This window comes from Gordonia sp. UBA5067 (assembly GCF_002414845.1).
Lineage (GTDB): Bacteria > Actinomycetota > Actinomycetes > Mycobacteriales > Mycobacteriaceae > Gordonia > Gordonia defluvii.
In genome coordinates this window covers 8,531-30,265 of record NZ_DIAX01000031.1, presented here as the reverse complement: position 1 = coordinate 30,265, position 21,735 = coordinate 8,531, and the positions used below count along the sequence as shown (strand labels likewise).

Annotated in this window: 15 protein-coding genes and 1 pseudogene; 5 read left to right on the top strand and 11 right to left on the bottom strand. The window is 68.6% G+C overall.

Annotated features, from left to right (window positions below; genetic code table 11):
* A pseudogene (locus tag B4M62_RS05180) lies at window positions 1–443 on the bottom strand (polyphosphate kinase 2); the annotation flags it as partial.
* A gap of 214 nt (window positions 444–657) precedes the next feature.
* Between B4M62_RS05180 and B4M62_RS05175 the strand changes: the two are divergent.
* Window positions 658–978 carry a hypothetical protein gene (locus B4M62_RS05175; RefSeq protein WP_290705910.1) on the top strand — a complete coding sequence of 107 codons (321 nt, stop codon included), beginning with the start codon at window positions 658–660 and terminating at the stop codon, window positions 976–978.
* A 17-nt stretch (window positions 979–995) separates the two neighbouring features.
* Here B4M62_RS05175 and B4M62_RS05170 read toward each other — a convergent pair whose 3' ends face one another.
* Window positions 996–3,953, bottom strand: coding sequence for a UPF0182 family protein (locus B4M62_RS05170; protein WP_414651786.1), 2,958 nt, complete (start codon window positions 3,951–3,953; stop codon window positions 996–998).
* Between the two features lie 126 nt (window positions 3,954–4,079).
* Between B4M62_RS05170 and B4M62_RS05165 the strand changes: the two genes are divergently transcribed.
* Window positions 4,080–4,688: a PPA1309 family protein gene (locus tag B4M62_RS05165; RefSeq protein WP_290705909.1), complete on the top strand. Its 609-nt coding sequence runs from the start codon at window positions 4,080–4,082 to the stop codon at window positions 4,686–4,688.
* An 8-nt stretch (window positions 4,689–4,696) separates the two neighbouring features.
* Here B4M62_RS05165 and B4M62_RS05160 read toward each other — a convergent pair whose 3' ends face one another.
* Complete coding sequence (locus B4M62_RS05160; protein ID WP_290705908.1) at window positions 4,697–5,803, bottom strand: YlbL family protein; 1,107 nt, start codon at window positions 5,801–5,803, stop codon at window positions 4,697–4,699.
* Window positions 5,804–5,837: 34 nt separating this feature from the next.
* Here B4M62_RS05160 and B4M62_RS05155 point away from each other — a divergent pair, with 34 nt between their 5' ends.
* The 3 genes from B4M62_RS05155 to B4M62_RS05145 all read left to right on the top strand — a co-directional run bounded on the left by B4M62_RS05155 (window position 5,838) and on the right by B4M62_RS05145 (window position 9,615).
* On the top strand, window positions 5,838–7,283 hold the full coding sequence (locus B4M62_RS05155; RefSeq protein ID WP_290705907.1) for a zinc-dependent metalloprotease: 1,446 nt from the start codon (window positions 5,838–5,840) through the stop codon (window positions 7,281–7,283).
* Window positions 7,284–7,373: 90 nt separating this feature from the next.
* The gene (locus tag B4M62_RS05150; RefSeq protein WP_290705906.1) at window positions 7,374–8,309 is read left to right on the top strand and encodes a hypothetical protein; all 936 of its coding nucleotides are present in this window, start codon (window positions 7,374–7,376) and stop codon (window positions 8,307–8,309) included.
* Window positions 8,302–9,615, top strand: a complete 1,314-nt coding sequence (locus B4M62_RS05145; RefSeq protein ID WP_290705905.1) for an ABC1 kinase family protein — start codon at window positions 8,302–8,304, stop codon at window positions 9,613–9,615. The genes B4M62_RS05150 and B4M62_RS05145 overlap by 8 nt, the downstream gene beginning before the upstream one ends.
* Window positions 9,616–9,668: 53 nt before the next feature.
* Here B4M62_RS05145 and B4M62_RS05140 read toward each other — a convergent pair whose 3' ends face one another.
* From B4M62_RS05140 to B4M62_RS05105, 8 genes are all read right to left on the bottom strand, one after another.
* On the bottom strand, window positions 9,669–9,956 hold the full coding sequence (locus B4M62_RS05140; protein ID WP_290705904.1) for a WhiB family transcriptional regulator: 288 nt from the start codon (window positions 9,954–9,956) through the stop codon (window positions 9,669–9,671).
* Between the two features lie 99 nt (window positions 9,957–10,055).
* Entirely contained in the window at window positions 10,056–10,226 is a 171-nt protein-coding gene (locus B4M62_RS05135) for a hypothetical protein (RefSeq protein WP_290705903.1), read from the bottom strand.
* Window positions 10,227–10,348: 122 nt separating this feature from the next.
* The gene (locus B4M62_RS05130; RefSeq protein WP_290705913.1) at window positions 10,349–12,460 is read right to left on the bottom strand and encodes an ATP-dependent DNA helicase UvrD2; all 2,112 of its coding nucleotides are present in this window, start codon (window positions 12,458–12,460) and stop codon (window positions 10,349–10,351) included.
* Between the two features lie 78 nt (window positions 12,461–12,538).
* Window positions 12,539–12,790: a mycoredoxin gene (locus tag B4M62_RS05125; protein ID WP_290705902.1), complete on the bottom strand. Its 252-nt coding sequence runs from the start codon at window positions 12,788–12,790 to the stop codon at window positions 12,539–12,541.
* An 82-nt stretch (window positions 12,791–12,872) separates the two neighbouring features.
* Window positions 12,873–13,793 (bottom strand): NAD(+) diphosphatase, encoded by a 921-nt coding sequence (gene nudC / locus B4M62_RS05120; protein ID WP_290705901.1) that lies wholly within the window; start codon window positions 13,791–13,793, stop codon window positions 12,873–12,875.
* Window positions 13,794–13,795: 2 nt separating this feature from the next.
* Window positions 13,796–14,872, bottom strand: coding sequence for a potassium channel family protein (locus tag B4M62_RS05115; RefSeq protein ID WP_290705900.1), 1,077 nt, complete (start codon window positions 14,870–14,872; stop codon window positions 13,796–13,798).
* A gap of 39 nt (window positions 14,873–14,911) precedes the next feature.
* The gene (locus B4M62_RS05110) at window positions 14,912–18,274 is read right to left on the bottom strand and encodes a UvrD-helicase domain-containing protein (RefSeq protein ID WP_290705899.1); all 3,363 of its coding nucleotides are present in this window, start codon (window positions 18,272–18,274) and stop codon (window positions 14,912–14,914) included.
* A complete protein-coding gene (locus B4M62_RS05105) occupies window positions 18,267–21,653 on the bottom strand; it encodes an ATP-dependent helicase (protein ID WP_290705898.1) in 3,387 nt (1,128 codons plus the stop codon). The genes B4M62_RS05110 and B4M62_RS05105 overlap by 8 nt, the downstream gene beginning before the upstream one ends.
* Window positions 21,654–21,735: the final 82 nt, after the last annotated feature.

The window sequence follows — 21,735 nt, the reverse complement described above, 5'->3', positions numbered from 1 at the left end:
ACGCCGGCGCGGTTGTACCAGGACCGGTCGAACATGACGATCTCACCGGCCGCAGGAAGATGCTCCACGTAGCGCTGGAAGTACCACTGGGTCAGTTCACGCTCGGTCGGCTTCTCCAGCGCCACGACGCGCGCGCCACGCGGGTTCAAATGCTCGGTGAACCGCTTGATCGAACCGCCCTTGCCCGCCGCGTCCCGACCCTCGAAGACGATCACGATCTTCTGACCGGACTCCTTGACCCACGCCTGCAGCTTCAGCAACTCGATCTGCAGCCGGCGCTTCTGACGCTCGTAAGTGCGGCGCGTCATCTTCTTGTCGTACGGGTAGCCGTGCCGCCATGGCGCATCGGGATCATCGGCCGAGGGCTGCCGTTTCGCCGCGCGCTGCAACTCCGCAATCTCGTCGATCTCCGGCGTCACATCGATCTGATCGGCCTCGGCCATCTCGTAGTCCTCGTCGAATGACGCCGAGTGTCCGATACTGCCGGTTTGAGGGTCTGTCGTCATGACGATCAGTGTAGAGCGGTCCTCCCCGTCTCTCTCGACAACGGTACAGCCGTCGTCTGGGACCCGAATCCCATCGCGCCTACCAGAAACCGCACGCATACCAGAACCTCGGCGCAGACGTGATTCTGGCCACAGGTGAGTAGAATCAAGAATGCCCATCCGGTCTACCAAGGAGGTCATCATGGCCACCACCCACGTGGTGCATCATCACGAATCCCACGGAAACCACCCCATGAGCTACGTCGCCTTCTGCGCGACGCTGAGCGGCATCGCCTGTGCCGGCGTCTGGCTCGTGCTCCTGGCGACCGGCCACTCGGCGTCGATGGGATTCGGCATCGCCGCACTGCTCCTGCTCGTCGGCGCCGCCATCGCGTTTCGCCTGGTGGCCAACCGTGCACACCACGGGCCGATGCAGCCGGAGAACACCGACGTCGAGTCGACGCGCTACCTAGACGAGTATCGCTCGGTCTGATCGCGTCGCGATCGACGCTACTTCGGTAGTGCCTCGTAGCGCTCGACCGCGGCCTTCAGCCGGTCCAATGCCTCGCCGTAGGCCTTGAAGTTGCCGGACTGCTGCGCCGTGCGCATCGTCTCCAGTGCTTCACCCATCGCCTTCACCGCGGCATCCCGCTCAGCGTTGGGCGCCGGACTTGCTGCCGCCTGCGGTGGCTGAGTCGCTGCGGCGGCCGGCGCACCCTGGTTCGCGAAGTCGGGCGGGGTCACCGCCGCGGAGTTGATGCCGACCTGCCGCAAGGCGTCGGCCAACGTGGTCGCATATCCCACGTTGCCGTTGTAGTAGACCATCACCCGGTAGAGCTTCGGCACGGCCGAATCGGCGTTCTTGGCCTGCGCATAGATCGGCTCGACGTAGAGGATTCCCTCCTTGCCGACCGGCACGGTCAGCAAGTTGCCGTAGATGAGGGTGGTGGTGCCCTCCATCAGCTTGCGGTCCTGCGCGACGGGCCGGGCGCTCATCATGTTCTCCTGCGCCTGGCGCGGGCCGACGAATTGCTTGTTGACCGGCAGCATCTTGACCGTGAGCCGGCCGAACGTATCCGGATTCGAGGACGCCGTGACGTACGCGGCGAGGTACGGGTTGTTCAACACCGTGAGCACAGTGGTCAACTGGAACTGCGCCACGTTTTTGTCCCCGGGCGCAGCCGCGGTGAAGTAGTACGGCGCCTGCTGACCGGTTCGCGGATCAGGCACATCGCTGGTGCCCTCACGCGGTGTCGGATCGCCCGGAATCGACCAGAAGTCACTGCCGCGGAAGAACGTGCCCGGATCACTGACGTGATAGCGCGACAACAGCGCCCGTTGAATCTTGAAGATGTCCTCCGGATAGCGCACGTGCTGCACCAAGTCCTGATGCTTGTCGAATTCCGAACGCGGCGCCACCGTACCGGGGAAGACCTTCATCCACGTTCGCAGCACCGGGTCGGCCGTGTCGAACTGATAGAGCTTGACCTCGCCGGTGTAGGCGTCGACGGTGGCCTTCACCGAGTTGCGAACGTAGGCGACCTTACGATCGGTCTGCACACGGGCGGTCTGGCCAGCGGTGAGCGTCCGGACGTCGGCGGTGGCGTTCTGTAGTGACGTGGGCTCGGAGTACGGGTAACGGTCGAGCGTGGTGTATCCGTCGACGATCCATTTGATCGAGCCGTCGGCCAAGACGGCCGGATAGGTCTTGGAGTCGACGGTGAGCCACGGGGCGACGCTCTTGACCCGGTCCCGCGGGTCGCGGTTGTAAAGGATCTTCGAATTCTCGTTGATCACCGACGACAGCAAGATGTTGCGCTCGGCATACTTGATCGAATACAGCGTCCGGTTGAACCAGTTGCCCAGCGAGACGCCCGATCCACCGGTGTACGTGTAGTTCTTGCCGTCCTCGTCGTACTCCTTCGGCCCGCCGTTCGAACCAACGATGGCGTAGTCGGGACGTTGCTTCGCGATCAACTCGCCGAAGTAGATGCGCGGCTGTTTTACCCGAATCGGCGCGGACGCAGCGTACTCCTGTGACTTGATGGTCTCCAGGTCGCTGATCTGGAACACCGGCAGCCCGCCACGGTCGCTGTCCACGCTCGCCGCCGCCTCATCAACGGTGTTGGCCTGGGCGGCGATGAAGCCGTTTCCGTGGGTGTACACGGTGTGCTTGTTGATCCAGTCGCGCTGGTTCGCCGACAGCCTGGCCGGGTCCAGCTCGCGGGCGGCGACGATGAAGTCACGCATCTGACCGTCCACCTGATAGCGGTCGATGGCCAGGTCGTTGGGGAAGCCGTAGAAGTTCTTCAAACGCTGCCGCTGCGCGAAGGCCGGCTCAACGACGTTGGGATCGAGCAAGCGGATGTTGGACAACGTCTTCACATCGGCGTTGACGAGCTCCGGTGCCGGCGGCTTGGCCGCCCAGTTCTCGACATAGTCGACATCGGTCTTGTCGAGGCCGTACGCGGTGCGAGTCGCCGCTATGTTGCGCCCGATGAACTCGGCCTCCTTCTGCGCCGCGTTCGGCTTCACCGAGAACTGCTCCATCACCGCCGGCCACCCGACCCCGACCAGCAGCGAGGACAGCAGCATCAGCGCCGTGGCGAGGGCCGGGATCCGCAGGTCCCGCAGCACTGCACCGGCGAAGAAAGCGGCGGCGCAGATCACCGCGATTGCCATCAGAATCAGTTTCGACGGCAGCACCGCGTTGATGTCGGTGTAGCCGGCGCCGGAGAAGATCTCGGCGCGCCGATCACTGGAGAGCAGGCTGTAGCGGTCCAGCCAATATCCGGCCGCTTTGAGAAGCAGGAACGAACCCGCGATCACCGCGAGCTGGATGCGCGCGGCCGACGTCAATCCGCCCTTCACTCCGTTGCCGCCGAGGCGGATACCACCGAAGACGTAGTGCGTTACCAGACTGGCCAGGAAAGCGACGATCACCGTCATGGTCAAGATGGACAGCGCCATCCGGTAGAAGCCCAGGTCGAACGCATAGAAACCGATGTCCTTGCCGAACTGGGGATCTTTCACCCCAAAGTTCTCCCCCTTCAGGAACATCTGCACCGTCGACCACGATGCCTGCGCAACCAACCCGGCGATCAGGCCGAAGGCCAGCGCGGGAGCCACCGCGAACAGCTTCGGACGCAGCGCGACCGCGGCTCGATAATTGGCCAGCGGATCGGCCGCACCGAGCGAGGTGACCACGATGGACCGGCTGCGGTAGGCGGCGTACACGGCGGCGCCGACAATCCCACTGACGACGAGGGTGACCACGAGGAATACTGCGATTCGCGTCCAGAAGATGGTCGTGTACGTCGATCGATAGCCGAGATCGGTGAACCACAGCCAGTCGGTGGCTACGCCCACGAGGCGCGGGCCGATGAGCAGCAGCGCGAGGACTGCGACCCCGACGCCGATCATGATCCGTCCACGGCGCGTCAACGTCGGCAGGGTTGGGCTAGTCACGAATCGCTCATCTCCGTCTCGTTCACGCCCGAATCCACCACAGACCCCGACGCATGTCCGATTTCACCACACACTGTATCCACGTCCGACTCGGCCCGTCAGTTCCCGGTGGGCAATGATGGAGGAGTGACCGATTCTGACCTGTCATCCGATGCGCTGGGTCGCGCCCTGCGCGACGTGACCGAATTCGTCGACGCCACCGGCTGGGGGCAACCGCCGATGCTGTTCGCGCTGGTCCCCACCAGTGTCCTCGCCCGGACCGACCCCGACCTCGTCGACGAGCATGACGACTCCGAACTCTCACCCATCGCACAGGAGCAGTTGCCGCTGTCGGACGACCAGCAGACGCAGGCCGAAGAACTCGAACATGTGCTGGCCACGACCTCGTGGCCGACCGCCGTCGCCGGCTGCGCGCTGGTCCAGGAGATCATCGTCTTGCCGCCACAGGCCGAGGGTGACCTCGATGAGGCGTTCGCCCCCCTGCTGGCCAATCCCGCGGCCGCCGACGCGGCGGCCCGCGAAACCGCCCGGCACCATCCCGAGCAGCAGCAGGCCCGGCTCATCGTCGGCGCCCTGCGCGATGGCCCACAACTGGCGCTGCTACAACTCCGCGGCCACGACGAGTTCGACGGGGCGGACCGCGCCGGCCGCCTGGAGTTGCTCTCGCACCCCGACCTCGCGCCGGGTCTTCTCGAAGCACTCGCCGCGACACTCGACGCCGAGCACGAGCTATAGCCCGAGAGCTACCGGGTGCAGGTCGGCGCCGGCCGGCCGGCCGCCACCGAATTGAGGGCGTCGATGGCACCGGGCAGCGTATCCACCTTGACCAGCGTCAGCCCTCGGGGAACGTCGGTCAGCGCCTCGCGGCAGTTGTCGGCGGGCACCAAGAACACGGTGGCCCCCTTTTCGCGCGCCCCATCCATCTTGTGGGTGATTCCGCCGATCGGCCCGACCGTCCCCTCGTCGGTGATGGTGCCGGTGCCGGCGATGAACTTGCCGCCGGTGAGGCTGCCCGGGGTGAGCATGTCGACCAGGGCCAGGGACAGCATCAGCCCGGCGGACGGTCCACCGATGTTGCCCACGTTCATGGTGATCTTCATCGCCGGATCGGCATTGACGACCGCCGGCGTCACCCCGAGATAGGTGGTTGTCGTCGCCGAACCGGTGCGGTCGGTGCCCTCGACCTTGCCCAGCGTCACCGCCAGGCGCAGCGGCGTGCCCGCGCGCACGACGTCGAGGTCGACCCGCTGCCCCGGCTGGTGGGAGCGCACCGCCTGTTGCATCTGTTCGACCGTGGCCACCGGCACGCCGCCGACGGCACGCACCTCGTCATCTTTGCGCAGTACCCCGTTGGCGGGCCCGTCGGATCCGACCGAGGCGATGATCAGCCGCGTCGGCCGGTGCAGCTGCCGCAACGCCGCGGCCTGCGCTGTCAGCTCCGACCCAGACATCTGCGCCGCATTCTGCTGGCGCACGTCGTCATTGGACTTGCCGGGCGGATACTGCGACTCGCGTGGCACGAGCGAGTAACTGCGTGACGCCCATCGACTCACCGCATCGAACAACGACAAGCCATCGGTCACCGACACCGTGGTCAGATTCAGGTGTCCGTTGACCGGATCGGTGGGCACACCCGCAATGTCGACGACGGGCACCGTGCGCTCTTTGGGCGTGCCGTCGGGTGACTTGCCGTCCTCGATCTGCACGGTTCCCAGCGTGTTCACCGTGAGCCCCGGCCCCATCGCCACATACGGCACCTGGACGAAATTGCCGAGGTAGACGAACAACCCAAGCAGCACCGCAGATACCACGAGCGTGAGGATTCGGCGATAGCCGACGGAAGCATTCACCTGCGCCAGGGTAATCGGTCGGTACGGTGGAACCATGAGCGATCTCCCGTTCGGCTTCGCCGGCAACGACCCGGACCGTGACGACGACCAGAACAAGCCCGGCGAACCCGACCGGCCCGCCGGCGCGAACCCCTTCGGGTTCAACGTCGACCCATCGGCATTCGACCCGTCGCAGTTCGGCGCGCTCGGCGCGGACTTCGATCCCAACAAACTCAGCCCGGAGATGATCGGGCAAATGTTCTCCCAGCTCGGAACCATGTTCAGCGCGATGGGCACCGGTCCGGTCGGCGCCTCGGCACCGCCGGTGAACTACGAATTGGCCAAGCAGATCGCGCGCCAGGAAATCGGCGACTTCACCCCGGTGCTCGCCAAGGAGACCTCCGCCGTCGCCGATGCGGTGCACCTCGCCGAGACGTGGCTCGACGATGCCAGCGCACTACCCAGCGGGGTGACGACCTCGGTCGCGTGGACGCCGGTGCAGTGGCTCGAGGAATCGCTGCCGACGTGGGCCACCCTGTGCGACCCGCTGGCCCGCCAGTTGTCCCAGGCCTGGTCCCTGGGGCTGCCGGCGGAGGCCGCCGCGCTGGCGGGCCCCATGATGGGCATCATGAGCCAGCTCTCGGGCTCGGTGTTCGGCACCCAACTCGGCCAGGGGCTGGGCACCCTCGCCACCGAAGTCCTCACCGGCACCGATATCGGCTTGCCGCTCGCCCCGGCGGGCACCGCGGTACTGCTGCCCGAGGCGATTGCCGCCTTCGCCGACGGCCTCGACCTGCCCGCACAGGAGATCATCGTCTACCTGGCCGCCCGCGAGGCCGCCCACGTGCGCCTGTTCACCCACGTGTCCTGGCTGCGCCAGCGTCTCCTGTCCGCTGTCGAGCAGTACGCATCGGGCATCACCGTCGACCTCAGCGGTCTCACCGACTCACTTGGCGACGGGGTGAACCCCGAGGAGTTGATGGCCAATCCGGGCCGGATCGAGGAGCTACTCGGGTCGGCGACGGCATTCGAGCCGACGACGACCCCGGAGCAGAAGGCCGCCCTGGATCGGCTCGAGACCCTGCTCGCACTCATCGAGGGATGGGTCGAGCACGTTGTGACCCGGGCGCTCGGCGACCGGATCCCGGCAACGGCGGCACTCACCGAGACCATGCGCCGGCGACGCGCCTCCGGCGGTCCCGCCGAGCAGACCTTCGCGACGCTGGTCGGCCTCGAACTGCGGCCCCGCCGAGTCCGCGACGCGACGGCGCTGTGGGACCGGCTGCTCGACGCCACCGACGTGACCGTTCGCGACCGTGTGTGGGATCACCCCGATCTGCTCCCCGACAGCGCGGATCTGGACGCTCCGGCAGCGTTCATCGACCGAATCCTCACCGGCGACGACGTCGATCCTCTTGAGGCCCTGAAGAAGGTGATCGCCGACGAGGACGGAGCCGGCGACGCGGGCATCCACCCGGTCGACGGAGAATCAGACAGGTAGGCGAAATCCCAGGTCACGCCCGAGGCCGACCTGTGGATAACCTGGGTTGACGGCCGGCCTGCCCGCATGGGCGGGCACACACTGGCAGCCATGACCGAACCGGCACGCCCGACCCCGTCCACGGCCCGGACCACCGCGCGCCCGCGATACCGCGCGACGGTGCTCGTCCGCGGCGACCACCAGCTGCAGGTCGGCTGCGATCCGGAGCGCAGCCTGCTCGTCGAACTCCCGCCGACGGTCGGCGCGCAGGCGGTTGCCGAGCTGCTCGACGCCCTCGATGCACGCGACGGCGCGACTCACCTGCGGACCCGGTTGCGCGAAATCGGGCTCGACCACGCCGATTTCATGGCGATCACGCGACTGCTGCACACCGTCGAGACCGTGCCCGCGCCTTCGCCCCAGACCCTTCGCGTCTGCCTGCACGGCACCGGTCCGCTCCGCGACGGCCTCGACGCCGCCTTGACCAGGGCCGGCTACCCTCTCGTCCACAGCAGCGCACGGCGCGCACGACCGTGGCGGGCCCCGCGACACCCGACCCTGGTGGTCCTCACCGACTTCGCCCACCACGATCCACTCGTCGTGGGCGACCTGATGCGCCACCGGGTCCCCCACCTGCCGGTAGTGCTGCGCGACGGGGTCGGCGTTGTCGGGCCGCTGGTCCTGCCGGGACAGACGAGCTGTTTGCGCTGCGCCGACCACCATCGCGCCACCCTCGACCCCCAATGGCCGCTGATGTGCGCCCAACTGGTCAACCGGCCCGGATTCGCCGGCGAAGCGGTCAGCGCACTTACCGTGGGCGTCGCCGTCGACCAGATCGATCAGGTCAGCGCGGGCCTGCGGCAGTGCGCATCAGACGGGTCGGCGGCCCCCACCCGCCCAGATCTCGTCGACCGCACCGTCGAGATTCACCCCTGCCCGGTGCGTTTGCGCCACAAGCACTGGCCGGCCCACCCGCACTGCCACTGCGGAGCCTGCTGGGGCGCGCCTGCTCCGCGAGAAGTCGACTATCCTTGCGGCCATGAGTGAAATCACGCGGGGGGCGGGGCGTCGGAACGCCAAATTGGCGGCACTGCCGATTGGTGTTGCCGGGCGCGCGGTCGGCGGCCTGGGCAAGCGCATCGCCGGCAAAAGCAAGGATGAGGTCAGCCAGGAGCTGATGGAGAAGACCGCCGAGCAGCTGTTCGCCGTCCTCGGCGAGCTCAAGGGCGGCGCGATGAAGGTCGGCCAGGCACTGTCCATCATGGAAGCGGCGATCCCCGAAGAGTTCGGCGAACCGTTCCGCGCGGCCCTGACAAAACTCCAGGCAGACGCACCTCCGCTGCCCGCGGACAAGGTCCACGCTGTACTCGACCAGCAACTCGGCACCAAGTGGCGTGAACGCTTCCGCGAGTTCAACGACGACCCGGCCGCTGCGGCGAGCATCGGTCAGGTCCACCGCGCGGTGTGGTCCGACGGCCGCGACGTCGCTGTCAAAGTCCAATACCCTGGCGCCGACCACGCCCTGCGCGCCGATCTGAAGACGCTCGGCCGCATGTCGGGGCTCATCCAGAAGCTCTCCCCCGGCACCGACGTGAAAGCGATGATCGACGAACTGATCGACCGTACCGATGCCGAACTCGACTACCTTGGCGAGGCCGAGCATCAGCGTGTCTTCGCCAAAGCCTTCGATGGCGACCCCGACTTCCTCGTCCCGAAGGTCGTCGCCAGCGCACCCAAGGTCGTCGTCTCGGAGTGGATGAACGGCATCCCGCTGTCGAAACTGATCACCGACGGTACGCAAGCGCAGCGCAACGAGGCTGCCGCCCGGATGGCGCAGTTCGAGATCTCCTCGCCGTACCGCGTCGGGCTGCTGCACGGCGATCCGCATCCAGGCAATTTCTTCATCGCCGACGACGGCCGGTTCGGCGTCCTTGACTTCGGCGCGGTCGGCTTCTACCCCGACGGGCTGCCCGCCGACACCGGGCCGATCCTCAAACTGGCCCGCGACCGCGACTACGACGAGTTGCGCGATCTGCTCGTCGCCACTGATTTCATCCGGCCGAGCCACGCGTCAAAGGTGTCGGCCGAAGACATCGAGGCCTACCTCAAGCCCTTCGTCGACCCGCTCTACACCGATGAGTTCCACTTCACCCGCAAGTGGTTGCAGCGCGCCGCAGGCAACGCCACCGATTTGCGTGGTGACGTGTACAAGACGTCGCGCAATCTCAACGTGCCGAAGAATTACGTGATGGTCTTCCGGGTGTTGCTCGGCTGCGTCGGGATCGCCGCGCAGTTGGAGGCGCATGCGCCCTATCGGGCGATCATGTCCGAGTGGGTGCCCGGCATCGACTGACCGCCGGCGGACAGAATCCGAGCCCGACAAGCTTCTGCCTGCCGGGCTCGGGGTCAGCTTGCGACCTTGCGGGGCCGGCCGCGTGGGCGCTTGCGGGCGACAACCTGACCGCGGTCAAAGATCTCGCCACCCCACACGCCCCATGGCTCAGCACGCTCGATGGCCGTATCGAGGCACTCCCGTTGCAGCGAGCAGCCCTGGCAGAGCGCCTTTGCGGCCTCCAGGTCGGCCGGCGCCTCGGCAAACCACAGGTCCGCCTCGGCCTCCCGGCACGGCAGCCCGAGTGAGTCGAGAGTGCGGGGAGGCGGGGAGCCGTCGATGAAATCAGTTAGACAAGTCATGGGAATCTCCACAGGTTCAGGGGTACGGATCGGGGTGCAAAAAATTCCGGCCACAGCTCTCGCGTTCGCGATTCGCCGTGGCCGGAAGATGTCCGAGGACTAGGTCACATCGGATTGATCCGGTACGGAGAATCGCCACAGCGCTCGCGCGGCTACCGCGGCAATCGACTTGTGCGCTGCATCGACGAAGTCAGTCGTGGTCAGGATGATTTCCCGCCACGGGCGCACGGCGACGACGGAACTGCCGGCGAGCTGATGGCTTGTGTTCACGGTCCGCACTCCTTCCGTCTCAGTCTTGCGCACAACGGGGCCTGTCCCCCGCTGCTTGACTCGAATCAGGCTACGGGGTGCACCAGGACGGCACAACCCATTTTCTACCTGCAGGTTTGGCACTAATCAGCATCGGCGACAATCGCGACGACCGCGTCTCCGTACTGCTCGAGCTTGGCCGGTCCCACGCCGCTCACCCGCATCAGCCGACCTAGGTCGGCGGGTCGGCTGATCGCGATCTCGCGCAGCGTCTTATCCGCAAAGACGGTGAAGGCCGGCTTCTTCTGGCGGTTGGCCTCCGATGCGCGCCACTGTCGGAGGCTGTCGAAGAGTTCGGCGTCGGCCGGACCGAGGGGCAGCGTGGCCGCCCGCCCCGCGGCCCCCGTTCCCGGCGCGCCGGTTCGCGCTGGGCGACCGTCCCCGGAACACGAATCGCACCGCCCGGTACGCAACGCGCGCGAACCCAGCAGGTTCGAGGAACAGCGCTCGCACGTCGGCAGCAGTCCTGCCAGGAACCGTGACTTTCGGCGGCCCCGGCGCCCGCCCTCATTGCGCGCAAGCGCCCACGACAGCCGCAGATGCTCACGGGCCCGCGTGACGCCGACGTAGAACAGTCGCCGTTCCTCCTCGATGGCTTCCGGGGACGTATCAATGGCATGCGAAATCGGCACCGCACCATCGGTGAGGCCGACGAGGAACACCGCATCCCACTCCAGGCCTTTTGCCGCGTGCAGCGAGGACAGCGTGACACCGCGCATCGTCGGCGGGTGCCCGGCCTGCGAGCGCGACGTCAGCTCGGTCGCCAGCTCGCCCATGCCCAGCGCCGGATTGTGCGCCAGGAGTTCGTCGGCCAACTCGACCAGTGCGGTCAGCGATGCCCACCGCGACTTGGCCTCCGCGCCCGAGGGCTCCTGCGGTGTCAGCCCGAGCGGGAAGAGCAGCAGCCGAACCGCGTCGACGAGCCCGTCGCCCGCGGCGACCTCGGCTGCGCGCGACGCCTTGACGATCTCCCGCAGGGCCTGGCGGATCTCGGTTCGCGCGAAGAAGGCGTCGCCGCCGCGAACCTGATAGGGAATCTGCGCCTCGGTGAGCGCCTGCTCATAGACCTGCGACTGCGCGTTGATGCGGTAGAGCACGGCGATCTCCGATGCCGGCACCCCGTCATCGATGAGTGTGACGATCTCGCCGACGGTCGCGGCCGCCTCCGCGGGTTCGTCGGGGTGCTCGGTGAATCGCGGCGCCGGGCCCGGTGGGCGCTGCCCGATGAGTTCGAGCCGGGTCCCCGCTGCCCGGCCACGTGCGCCGCCGATAACACGGTTGGCGAGTTCGACGATTTCCGGCGTTGAGCGGTAATCGCGCACCAGACGCACCACCTGCGCATCGGGGTAGTCGCGGGAGAAGTTCAGCAGATACTCCGCCCGCGCGCCGGCGAAGGTGTAAATGGTCTGATTCGCATCGCCGACGACGGTCAGGTCGTCGCGGTCGCCGAGCCAGGCCTTGAGCAGCCCGTGCTGTACGGGTGTGACGTCCTGATACTCGTCGACGACGAAGCACCGGTACCGCGACCGGAACTCCTCGGCGAGTCCGGGGTCGTCGGCCAGGATCTGGGTGGTGAAGATCAACAGGTCGTCGAAGTCGAGGAGCCGGTCCCCATTGGCATCGATCTTCGCAGCCTCGTACGCCGCGAACACCTGCGCAACCTGTTCGGCGGGCGCGGGCGGTTCACGATCGGCCCGGATCACCGCCTGCTCGTATCCGCTCGGACCGATCAGACTCGCCTTGGCCCATTCAATCTCCGACGCGAGGTCGCGAAGCATTTCGGTCGATGTCGCCAATTGGGCCCGGCGCGCCGCCCGTCCGACGATCGGCAATTTGGAATCGAGCAACTCCCATCGGGTGTCTCCGATGGCGCGGGGCCAGAAGTACCGCAGCTGTCGCAATGCTGCGGCATGAAAGGTCTGGGCTTGGACCCCGGCGGCAGATCCGGCGCTGCCGATACCGAGATCCCGCAGCCGCGAGCGCATTTCTCCGGCCGCCCGGGCGGTGAAGGTGACGGCGAGGACTTGGTCGGGATTCACCTGTCCGCGGTCGATGAGATGGGCGATTCGGCGCGTGATCGTGCGCGTCTTGCCCGTGCCGGCGCCGGCGAGCACGCAAACCGGGCCGCGCGGCGCGGTCACCGCGGCAAGCTGCTCCGGATCGAGATCGGCGAGATGGTCCCCCACGCCGACCACTATGTCACCCGCCCCGGACAGGGCGCGCCTCACCTTCGCGTCGAGTGTGCCCAGAATCTCGCCGGACGTGCCCGACGATCAGCGGCCGAGCTTCTTGCGCACGTCGGCGATCGATGGGTTTGTCGCAGTGGTGCCGTCAGCGTACTTGAGCGTCGGGACGACGTGATTGCCGTTATTGACGCTTCCGACGAAGTCGGCGGCGGCAGGGTCCTCCTCGATGTTCACCTCGTCCCAGGTCACACCGAGACTCTTCAGTCCCACCTTGAGGCGGTTGCAGTATCCGCACCACGTGGTCGTGTACATGGTCAAGGCGGGAGCGTCGGTACTCATGCCCTGAATAACACCACACGCGCCGGCCCTTGTTCCCGCCCCGGGCACACTCGGCGCGAAGCAGGGCACGGTCGGCGGTGGCTCAGGGCGCGGCGGCCCACGCCTCGATCATCGCCCTCGCGATGGAGACCGACCCCGGCAGGCGCAGCACTCCCGACGGCACGCCGTCATCGGTATCGGGATCGGTCCACTCGGCCGCCCCCAGCGCTTCGCGCACCTGATCGCGCGTGAACCAGGCGGCGTCGGCGATCTCGCCGTCCAGAAACTCCAGCGGGTCATCAGGATCACCGAGCGCGGCGAACCCGATCATCAGCGAGCGGGGGAACGGCCACGGCTGGCTACCCAGGTAGCGCGGCTCGACGACGGTGATCCCCACTTCCTCGCGCACCTCGCGAACGACACACTGCTCCAACGACTCACCCGGCTCGACGAAGCCGGCCAGCGTCGAAAACCACTTCTCCGGCCACCTCGCCTGACGGCCGAGCAGGATCCGGTCGCCGCCATCGTGGACGACGGTGATGATCGCGGGATCGGTTCGCGGAAACTCGTCACGGCCGCACGATCGGTCTCGCCGCACCCAGCCGCTCTTCTCGACCATCGTCGGGGCGCCCGTCGTCGGCGAAAACCCCGCATGGTCATGCCAATTGAGCAGTCCCAGCGCGGTGACCAGCAGACCGGCATCGTCGCCGCCCAGCTGGTGCCCGGCCGTGCGGGCGTCACCGACCGGCTCATCGACCTCGTCGACACGGCACGCCCACAGGAACGCAGCACCGTCGACGCCGAGTAAGACGAGGTCGCTGGTTGGTCCCGCCGCCGTTTCCGGTCCGGTCGCCCAGCGCAGCCCGCCGTCGCCGCCGATTCCAAAGCGGCCGCGGCGATCGATCAGCAGCACCCGGGCGTTCTCCCAGCCCACGACTGCCGCACCGTGGTTGCCCCGGAATTCGCCGCCCCGGTCGATCGAGGATCGGGCGAACAGTGGCGGATGCGGCAGCGCGAACGCCATGCTCAGCGGTCCTTGTCCGCCGGTCCCCGGCGCACGTAGAGCAGGTGGTCGCCGAGTTCGATCGACTCCACCTCCGGCTCACCCACCCGGTGGAACTGGCCGTCGCGCACCACCCCCAGAACGATGTCGGTGGTGTGGGCCGGCGAACCGCCCACTTCGCCCGGTTCGACGGCCCGCTCGGCGATCGCGTACCCCTCATCGGGGGTGAGGAGGTCCTCGAAAACCTCGACGACGCTAGGGGTTTGGGTCGCGATACCCAGCAACCTGCCGGCGGTCTCGGAGGTGACGACCACCGAGTTCGCCCCCGACTGCTTCATCACGTGGGAGTTCTCCGATTCGCGGATCGACGCGACGATCGTGGCAGTCTTGTTCATCTCCCGCGCCGACAGCGTGGTCAACACGGCGGTGTCGTCGCGACTCGTCGCAATGATGATGCTGGCCGCGTGTGCCGCGCCCGCCAGACGCAGGACGTCGGACTTGGTCGCATCACCGCGCACCGTGACCAGACCGTGCGCCTCGGCGGTGTCGAGGGCGGCCTGCGACGGGTCGACGACGACGATCTCCGACGGCCGCACCCCGTCGCCGAGCATCGCATCGACCGCGGTCTGACCTTTTGTGCCGTAACCGACGACAACTGTGTGGTTGCGCAACGTAGCCCTCCATCGTTGAATCCTCAGTGCCTGCCGCGATCGCTCCGTCAGCACTTCCAGGGTGGTACCGATCAGAACGATCAGGAACAACACGCGCAGCGGGGTGATGACGACGATGTTCACCAGTCGCGCCTCCGGCGTGACCGGGGTGATGTCGCCGTAGCCGGTGGTGGACAGCGTCACCGCCGAGTAGTAGACGGAGTCGAGAAACGACAGCGTGCCACCCTGAACGTCGCGGTAGCCGCTCCGATCGATGTACACGACCAGCGACGTGAACAGCAGCGCGATCAGCGCGAAGAGCACGCGCCGGCCGATCGCCCGCGCCGGACTTCCCTGCGAATCAGGGATGCGCACGATGTTGACGAGCGCGTACTCCGGCTCGGCCGACAACGCGCCGGGGCGCCCGCGGCGCCGCAGTCGGGCCTTCACCGGCGCCTCGTGATCATCACGTCTGGGAATCTAGCACCGCTACCGGGCGAGCAATGCCGCCAAGGCCCTCGCGTCGGGGAGATCATCGGGTTCGAAGGTGTAGCCCGACCGCACATAGTGGAACGCGGCGCGAACCTGATCGACTCGGGCGCCGACGAGCTTCGCCCACGCGATGCGGTAGGCGGCGAGCTGGATGTTCAGCGACGCGCGCTTCGCCGGGTCGGGCACGGCGCCGGTCTTCCAATCGACGACGATCCACCGCGGCTCCCCATCGCCGTTGGCCTGCTCGGCGAACACTGCGTCGATCCGGCCGCGTATCACCGTCGATCCGATGACCGTCTCGAACGGCACCTCGACTTCGCTGGGCATGCGGTTGGCCCAGCGCGACGACTCGAACCGCGCGATCAGTTCGGCCAGATCCTCGTCTGGTACCGCGGTGTCGTCGGCCGCACCGGGGAGCTCGTCGATGTCGAGCAGGCGCGTCGCCCCGAAGCGTCGCTCCACCCAGGCGTGAAAAGCCGTACCGCGCCGCGCGAGTGGATTCGGTTTGAACGGGACCGGGCGGCGCAATCGCTGGGCGAACGTCGCCTCATCGGTGTCTAGCTCGACGAGCTGACTGACCGACAGATGGGTCGGCAATGCGACGTCGACACCGGCGCGATTCGCCTCGGCGTACTCGTGCAACAGCGCATCGACCTCCGCTCGCCATTGTGCGACGTCGTCATCGACCGGCGGCGCGGCCGCCGGCTCGGTCACCCCCCGGTCAAACAGGGACGGCTGCGCCCGCGCCGTCAGACGGCCCAGCACCAGCGCTGCGGCACGATCGGCGGCCGTGCGGCGGGTGCCGAGACGATCGCCCGGCCACGACGCGCTGGCGATGTGGGCGGCAAGCGGGTTTTGGGCCTGCGGATCGGGCTCGGGCACCGTGATCTCGATCGACATGCCAGTGGAATCGACGCCCGGGTCATCGATGGCACCGGCCACCACATCGGTCAGTTCGCTGTAGAACTCGGACACGCCGCGGGGGTTGGCGGCACCGACCGCCCAATGGTGGGCGGAGATGAGCAACGACTCCTTCGCCCGGGTAACGGCAACGTAGAGCAGGCGGCGATCTTCTTCGAGGCGCCGCTGGGCAATGGCCTCCTTGTGCTCGTCGAGGGCCACCTCAAGCTCTTTGCGATCGGCGACGCCGTCGAGGTCGAGCCGCGGGAAGCCCTCACCGGCGCCGTCGGCCCGACCCGGCTCGGCGAGATCGCCGCGCAACTCCGCCGGCACCTCGCGCACACTGCCCAGCCATGTTCCGTCCGACCGGCCGCTGGGGAAGATGCCGCCGCACACGTGTGGAATGGCGACGACATCCCATTCGAGGCCCTTCGCAGCGTGCACGGTGAGGATCTGGACACGCTGTTCGGCCACCTCCACACGCCCCGGCTCCAGACCTTTCTCGATGGTTTCGGCGGTGTCCAGAAAGGCCAGTAGACCGGGCAGGGTGGCCCCCGGCTTGTCCGCATACGCGGCGACGTAGCCGGCGAAGGCGTCGAGGTGCTCACGCCCGGTCGTCGCACCGCGCATCCGGCGCGCACGGATCTGCGCCTCCACCGCGACCCCGATGGTCTGCTCGACGTCGGCGACCAGTTCGGGCAGCGGTTGACCAATGCGGCGGCGCAACTGGTCGAGCTGGCTGCCGAGGCGGCGGACCCGGGCGAAGCCCTCGGTGCTGTAGCGCGACGCGTCGCCGGGGTCGACGAGCGCATCGGCGATGCCGGCGTCGTCGACCAGCTCGTCGGGCACTGACGCCGCCAGCGCCGCGGTCAACTGGTCGGGGGTGTCCAGCGGCATCTGCGCCACCCGCGTGCCGGCCGCGAGCTCGCGGGCCCGCCGCCACAGGGCGGCGAGGTCGCCGGCGCCGAGCTGCCAGCGCGCCCCGGTGAGCAACCGCATGGCGGCGCTGCCGGCCATCGGGTCGGCCATGAGCCGCAGCGTCGCGATCACGTCCTCGACCTCCGGCACGTGCAGCAATCCCCCGATGCCCACGACTTCGGCGGGGATCCCCAGTGCTTCCAGCTCGGCGGCCAGCGGCGCGGAATCCTCGTTGCGCCGCACGAGGATCGCCGTCGTCGGCGGCACCACCCCCTCCTCGGCCGCCGCGAAATACAACTCGGCGATCCGGCGCGCGATCCACCTGCGCTCGTCGAGCACCGTCTCGGTCAACGCCATGGCCACCGTGCCCAGCGGCGCTTCGGGCCGGGGCCGCAGCACCGACACGGGTACCCCGCGACGGCGGAGTTCATCAGACGCGGCGTTGGCGAGCTGCAGGGCATGGGCGGCATTGCGCCAGCTGGTGAGCAATTCCAGCCGCCTGGCCGGGGTTCGGTCGGGCCGCGGGAAGTCGGTCGAGAAGCGCGGCAGATTGGCCGCCGACGCCCCCCGCCAGCCGTAGATCGACTGGATCGGGTCGCCGACGGCGGTAACCGCCACCGGCGCACTGCCGGCTCCGCCGAACAGTGCCCGCAGCAGGATGCGCTGGGAGTGTCCGGTGTCCTGGTACTCGTCGAGCAGCACCGCGCGCACCGATGAGCGCTCGGCCGCAACCACCTCCCGATGCCCGGTCACGAGCCGGGCGGCGAGGGACATCTGTGAGCCGAAGTCCAGGGCACCTTGCTCACGCATCCGCCTCGACAGCTCGGCGACCAGCGGAAGCAGTGCTCGCCGCTCGTCGATGACGCCCTGGATGTCGCGCAGTTTGCGCGACGGCGCGTCCCGTTGCCGGAGCCCTTTGGGCAGTGTGTCGATGAGGTCGTAAAGGTCCTGCCCCGCCGCGGCGAGGTCGTCGAGTCCGACGAGGTGCTCGGCCGAGTCGGAGTAGAGCTGCAGCACGGCCTCGGTCACCCCGACGGGGACCTTGCGCGTGTCGAGATCGCCCGGGTGGTTCGCCACCACCGAGAAGGCGAGCTGCCACAGCTCGGTCGCACTCAGCAACGTCGAGGACGGCTCCACCGGGAGCAACAGCCCGTAGTCGGCGATCAACCGGCCCGCATACGCGTGGTAGGTGCTTATCTCGGGGTCGGCGCCGGCCAGCCGCGCGCGCAGGGTTCCATCGGGGTCCCATTGCGCCAGGACTGGCGCACCCGACAGCGCCGAGAGTCGGCGGCGGATCCGCACCCCCAGTTCACTGGCCGCCTTGCGCGTGAAGGTCAGGCCGAGAATCTCCTCGGGTCCGGCAAAGCGGTTGACGACCAGCCAGACGACCCGGGCCGCCATCGTCTCGGTCTTTCCCGCGCCGGCTCCCGCGACGACGAGGATCGGTTCGAGGGGTGCCTCGATGACCGCGATCTGTTCGGGCGTCGGGCGCGGCAACCCCAGGGCCGCTGCGATGCTGGTGGCCGCGATCAGCTCAGTCATCGACGACGCTCCGCCCGGTCAGCTGCGCCGGGCACGACGTGTGCACGCCGCAGTGCCCGCAGCCGTCGTTCTGCGTGGCGGTGAACACCGGGCCGATGCTGGCTCCGGCCGCGGCGCGCAGGATGAGCGTCCACTCGGCGATCAACTCGGGGGTGAGCCCGGGCTGTTCGCGCACCGCCGCCCCCGTCTTCTGATGGGGACTGGCCACGTAGACCAGCTCGCCCCCGCCCGGCTCGGTGCCCGCCGGGAACCCGTCCACCCCCCCAAGGTGCAGCGCGAGCTGGTAGGCCGCCAGCTGCGGATGTTCTCGGGCCACCTCTTTCGTCGGAGGGGTCTTTCCGGTCTTCACGTCGACAACGACGGGCCGGCCGTCATGATCCGATTCCAGCCGGTCGATCCGGCCGACGATCCGCACGGGCACCGCCGCCCCCGGCGATGCCGCACCGATGTCCGGCGCGAGCTGGGCGTCCACGGCGACCTCGGTACCCACCTCGGCCAACGATCCGCGCGACGCGATCAGCCAACTCCGGAAATTGTCGAGCATCTGCTCGGCGCGCTCGAGTTCGCGCCGGGAGAACCAGTCGGCGCCGGTGTCGACGCGATCCCAGATCCCGCGCAGCGCAGCGGTCGCCTCGTCGGGGCTGATCTGCCCGGCCAGCGCCTGCACCAGGGTGTGGACGAGGGTGCCGGTGACCGCGGGGGTCTCATCGCCGTCCCGGCCGCCGTGGCCTTCAAGCACCCACCGCAGCGAGCAGCGGGTCAGCGACTCGATATTCGACGGCGACAGGCGCCGCGGTCCGTCGGCCGGCACCCACAGCGGTTCGTCGGTGCTGGCCTGCGCGAGACCGAACCAGTCGCGCGGATGCGCACCGGGGATGTCGAGATCGGCCAGTCGAGCGAGTAGTTCGGCGGCCGCCTGCGCCCGTGGCGTGGGCGCCCCCCCGTTCTGGTCGCTACCGTTCTGGTCGCTACCGTTCTGGTCGCTACCGTTCTGGTCGCTACCGTTCTGGTCGCTACCGCCGACACCGGCCAGCACCTCGGCGCGCAACGCGGCGACGAGTGAAGGCAACGACAGCACCCGGTCCACCCCGGGGTCGACCGGAACCGGCTCGGGCGCTTCCGCTGCGGCACCGACCGCGCCGAGGGCCGCGGCGATCTCACCGATGAACCGGGACGGAGCGGCCTCTCCGCTGCCGTCCTCGACGGCACTGACCATCAACCTGCGCCGAGCCCGTGTGCACGCGACCAGCAGCAGTCGCCGTTCGTCGGCGAGCGCGACGGTACTGCGCGCGACGGTGTCGACGGCGTCCGGGGCAATCCCGTCGAGCAGGTCGACGAGCGCGCCGGTGCCCAGCACACTGCCGCGTGAACGCAGCGACGGCCACAGCCCGTCAAGGACGCCCGGAACGGCGACCACCTCCCATTCGCGACCTGCGGCCGCGTGAGCGGAGCAGATGGTGACGGCTTCGTCGCGCACGGCCGGCGCCCGCGACTCGCGCGGAATCTGCAGGGCCACCACGTGGTCGACGAAGGCGCCGATGCCGGCACTCGGCAGGTTATCGCCGAAGGACTCGGCCGCCTCGAACAGCGCGAGCATCGCATCGAGATCACGATCGGCCTGCTCCCCGGCCGGGCCCCCGCGCAACGCGGCCGGCGCCCACCGCCGTTCCAGGCCCGACGCCTGCCATGCCTCCCACAGGACCTCTTCGACCGAGCGGTGCGCCGTAATCGCCGCCCGCGCAGCGGTCACGACCGTCCGGGCGCGCTCGAGTGGGCGGGCCTCGGCGTCGCTGAGTTCGCTGCAGTAGCGGTGCGCGGCCTCGTCGTCGATGATCGCGCCGCCCAGCGCGACGATCGAGTCGACGGACTCAGCAGTGCGGCGCACCCCGCGGCGCAGACGGCGCAGCGCCGCCGGATCGGCCGATCCGATGGGCCCGGTGAGCAGGGTGAGGACCGATTCGGGCTCCAGGTCGGAGCCATCGGCGGCGCGCAGTGCCACGAGGAAGGCGGCCACCGCCCGCTGCCGATGCAGCGGCAGGTCCGACGCGGGGGTGACGACGGGGACTCCGGCCGAGCGGAACGCGCGGCGCAGCGCGGGCAGGACGCGCGGCACCGATCGGACGATAACCGCCATCTGTGACCACGGCACCTCTTCGAACAGGTGGGCGCGGCGCAGCAGGTCCGCGACGGCGGTCGCCTCCTTCGCTGCGGAGGCGAAAACCTTCACCGTCGCCGCCGCAGCTTGCTGGCCGCCGGGGTCGTCGGCCGGGACCGGGTACGGGTGGCCCCGGAACCCGGGCAGACGGGCCGCCAGTGCGGCCCCGACGGCGTTGATCGGGCCACGAGCGCGATGGTCGCGCGTCAACACGAGGTCCTGCGGCGTCCCGGCCTCTGCGAGTTCTGCGGAGAACCGGGGCGATGCGCCGCGGAACCCGAAGATCGACTGGTCGGCGTCCGTGGCGATGATCGTTGAATCAGCACCGGTCCCGATCAGCCGGACCAGTTGGGCCGCCTGCGGATCAAGGTGCTGGGCGTCGTCGACGAGCAAGTGCCGGATCCGGGAGCGCTGTGCACTGAGCAGATCGGGGTCCGTCGCGAAGGCCGACAGCGCCGAGCCGACGAGTTCGGCAGCGTCGACGGCCGGTGCGCTGGCCTGCGGGGAGCCGACCCCGACCGATCCCCGCAGGAGCATCGTCTGCTCGTACTGGGCGAACATCACCCCGGCGGCAACCCACTCCGGCCGGCGGTGACGGCGGCCGAGACGCACCAACTCCTCGGGGCCGGCGCCGCGCTCGGCCGCGCGCATCAGTAGGTCGCGCAACGCCTGGGCGAAGCCGTCGGTGAGCAGCGCCGGGCGCAGCGAATCGGGCCACGCCGCCGCCCCGTCGGCGACGTCGCCCGCCAACAGTTCGCGCAGCACGACGTCCTGCTCGGATCCGGTGATCAGCCGGGGCGGCGGATTGTCGTGGACCTGGGCCTGCAACCGCAGGATGGCGAAGGCATACGAATGAACCGTCCGGACCAGGGGTTCCCGGGCTGCGCCGGTGGGCGAACCGCCCGTGGCCAGGACCGCGCGGGTGATCTGTTCGCGCAGCGCGGCGCCGGCGCGCCGACTCGCCGCGAGCACTAGAACCGACTCGGGGTCGACGGCGGGATCGGTGAGGCGCGCCACCGCGGCATCGACGATCACCGAGGTCTTGCCGCTGCCCGGTCCACCGTGGACGCGGTGGGGCAGCCAAGCCCGCTCCGGGTCGGCCAGTACCGGCGTTCTGATCAGTCGCAATACCGGATCCGGCCAGTCGCGCGCGGTATCGGGGTGTGGCCGCGCACCGACCAGCGTCGTGCGCACCAGGGGGCGCTGTGCTGCACTGCGGACCATCTGCCTATCGAATCACGACCGGCGGACACCGCCGCAGCCGACAAGGGCCCAGTCGGACCGAACCCCAGTCGGATCGAACCCC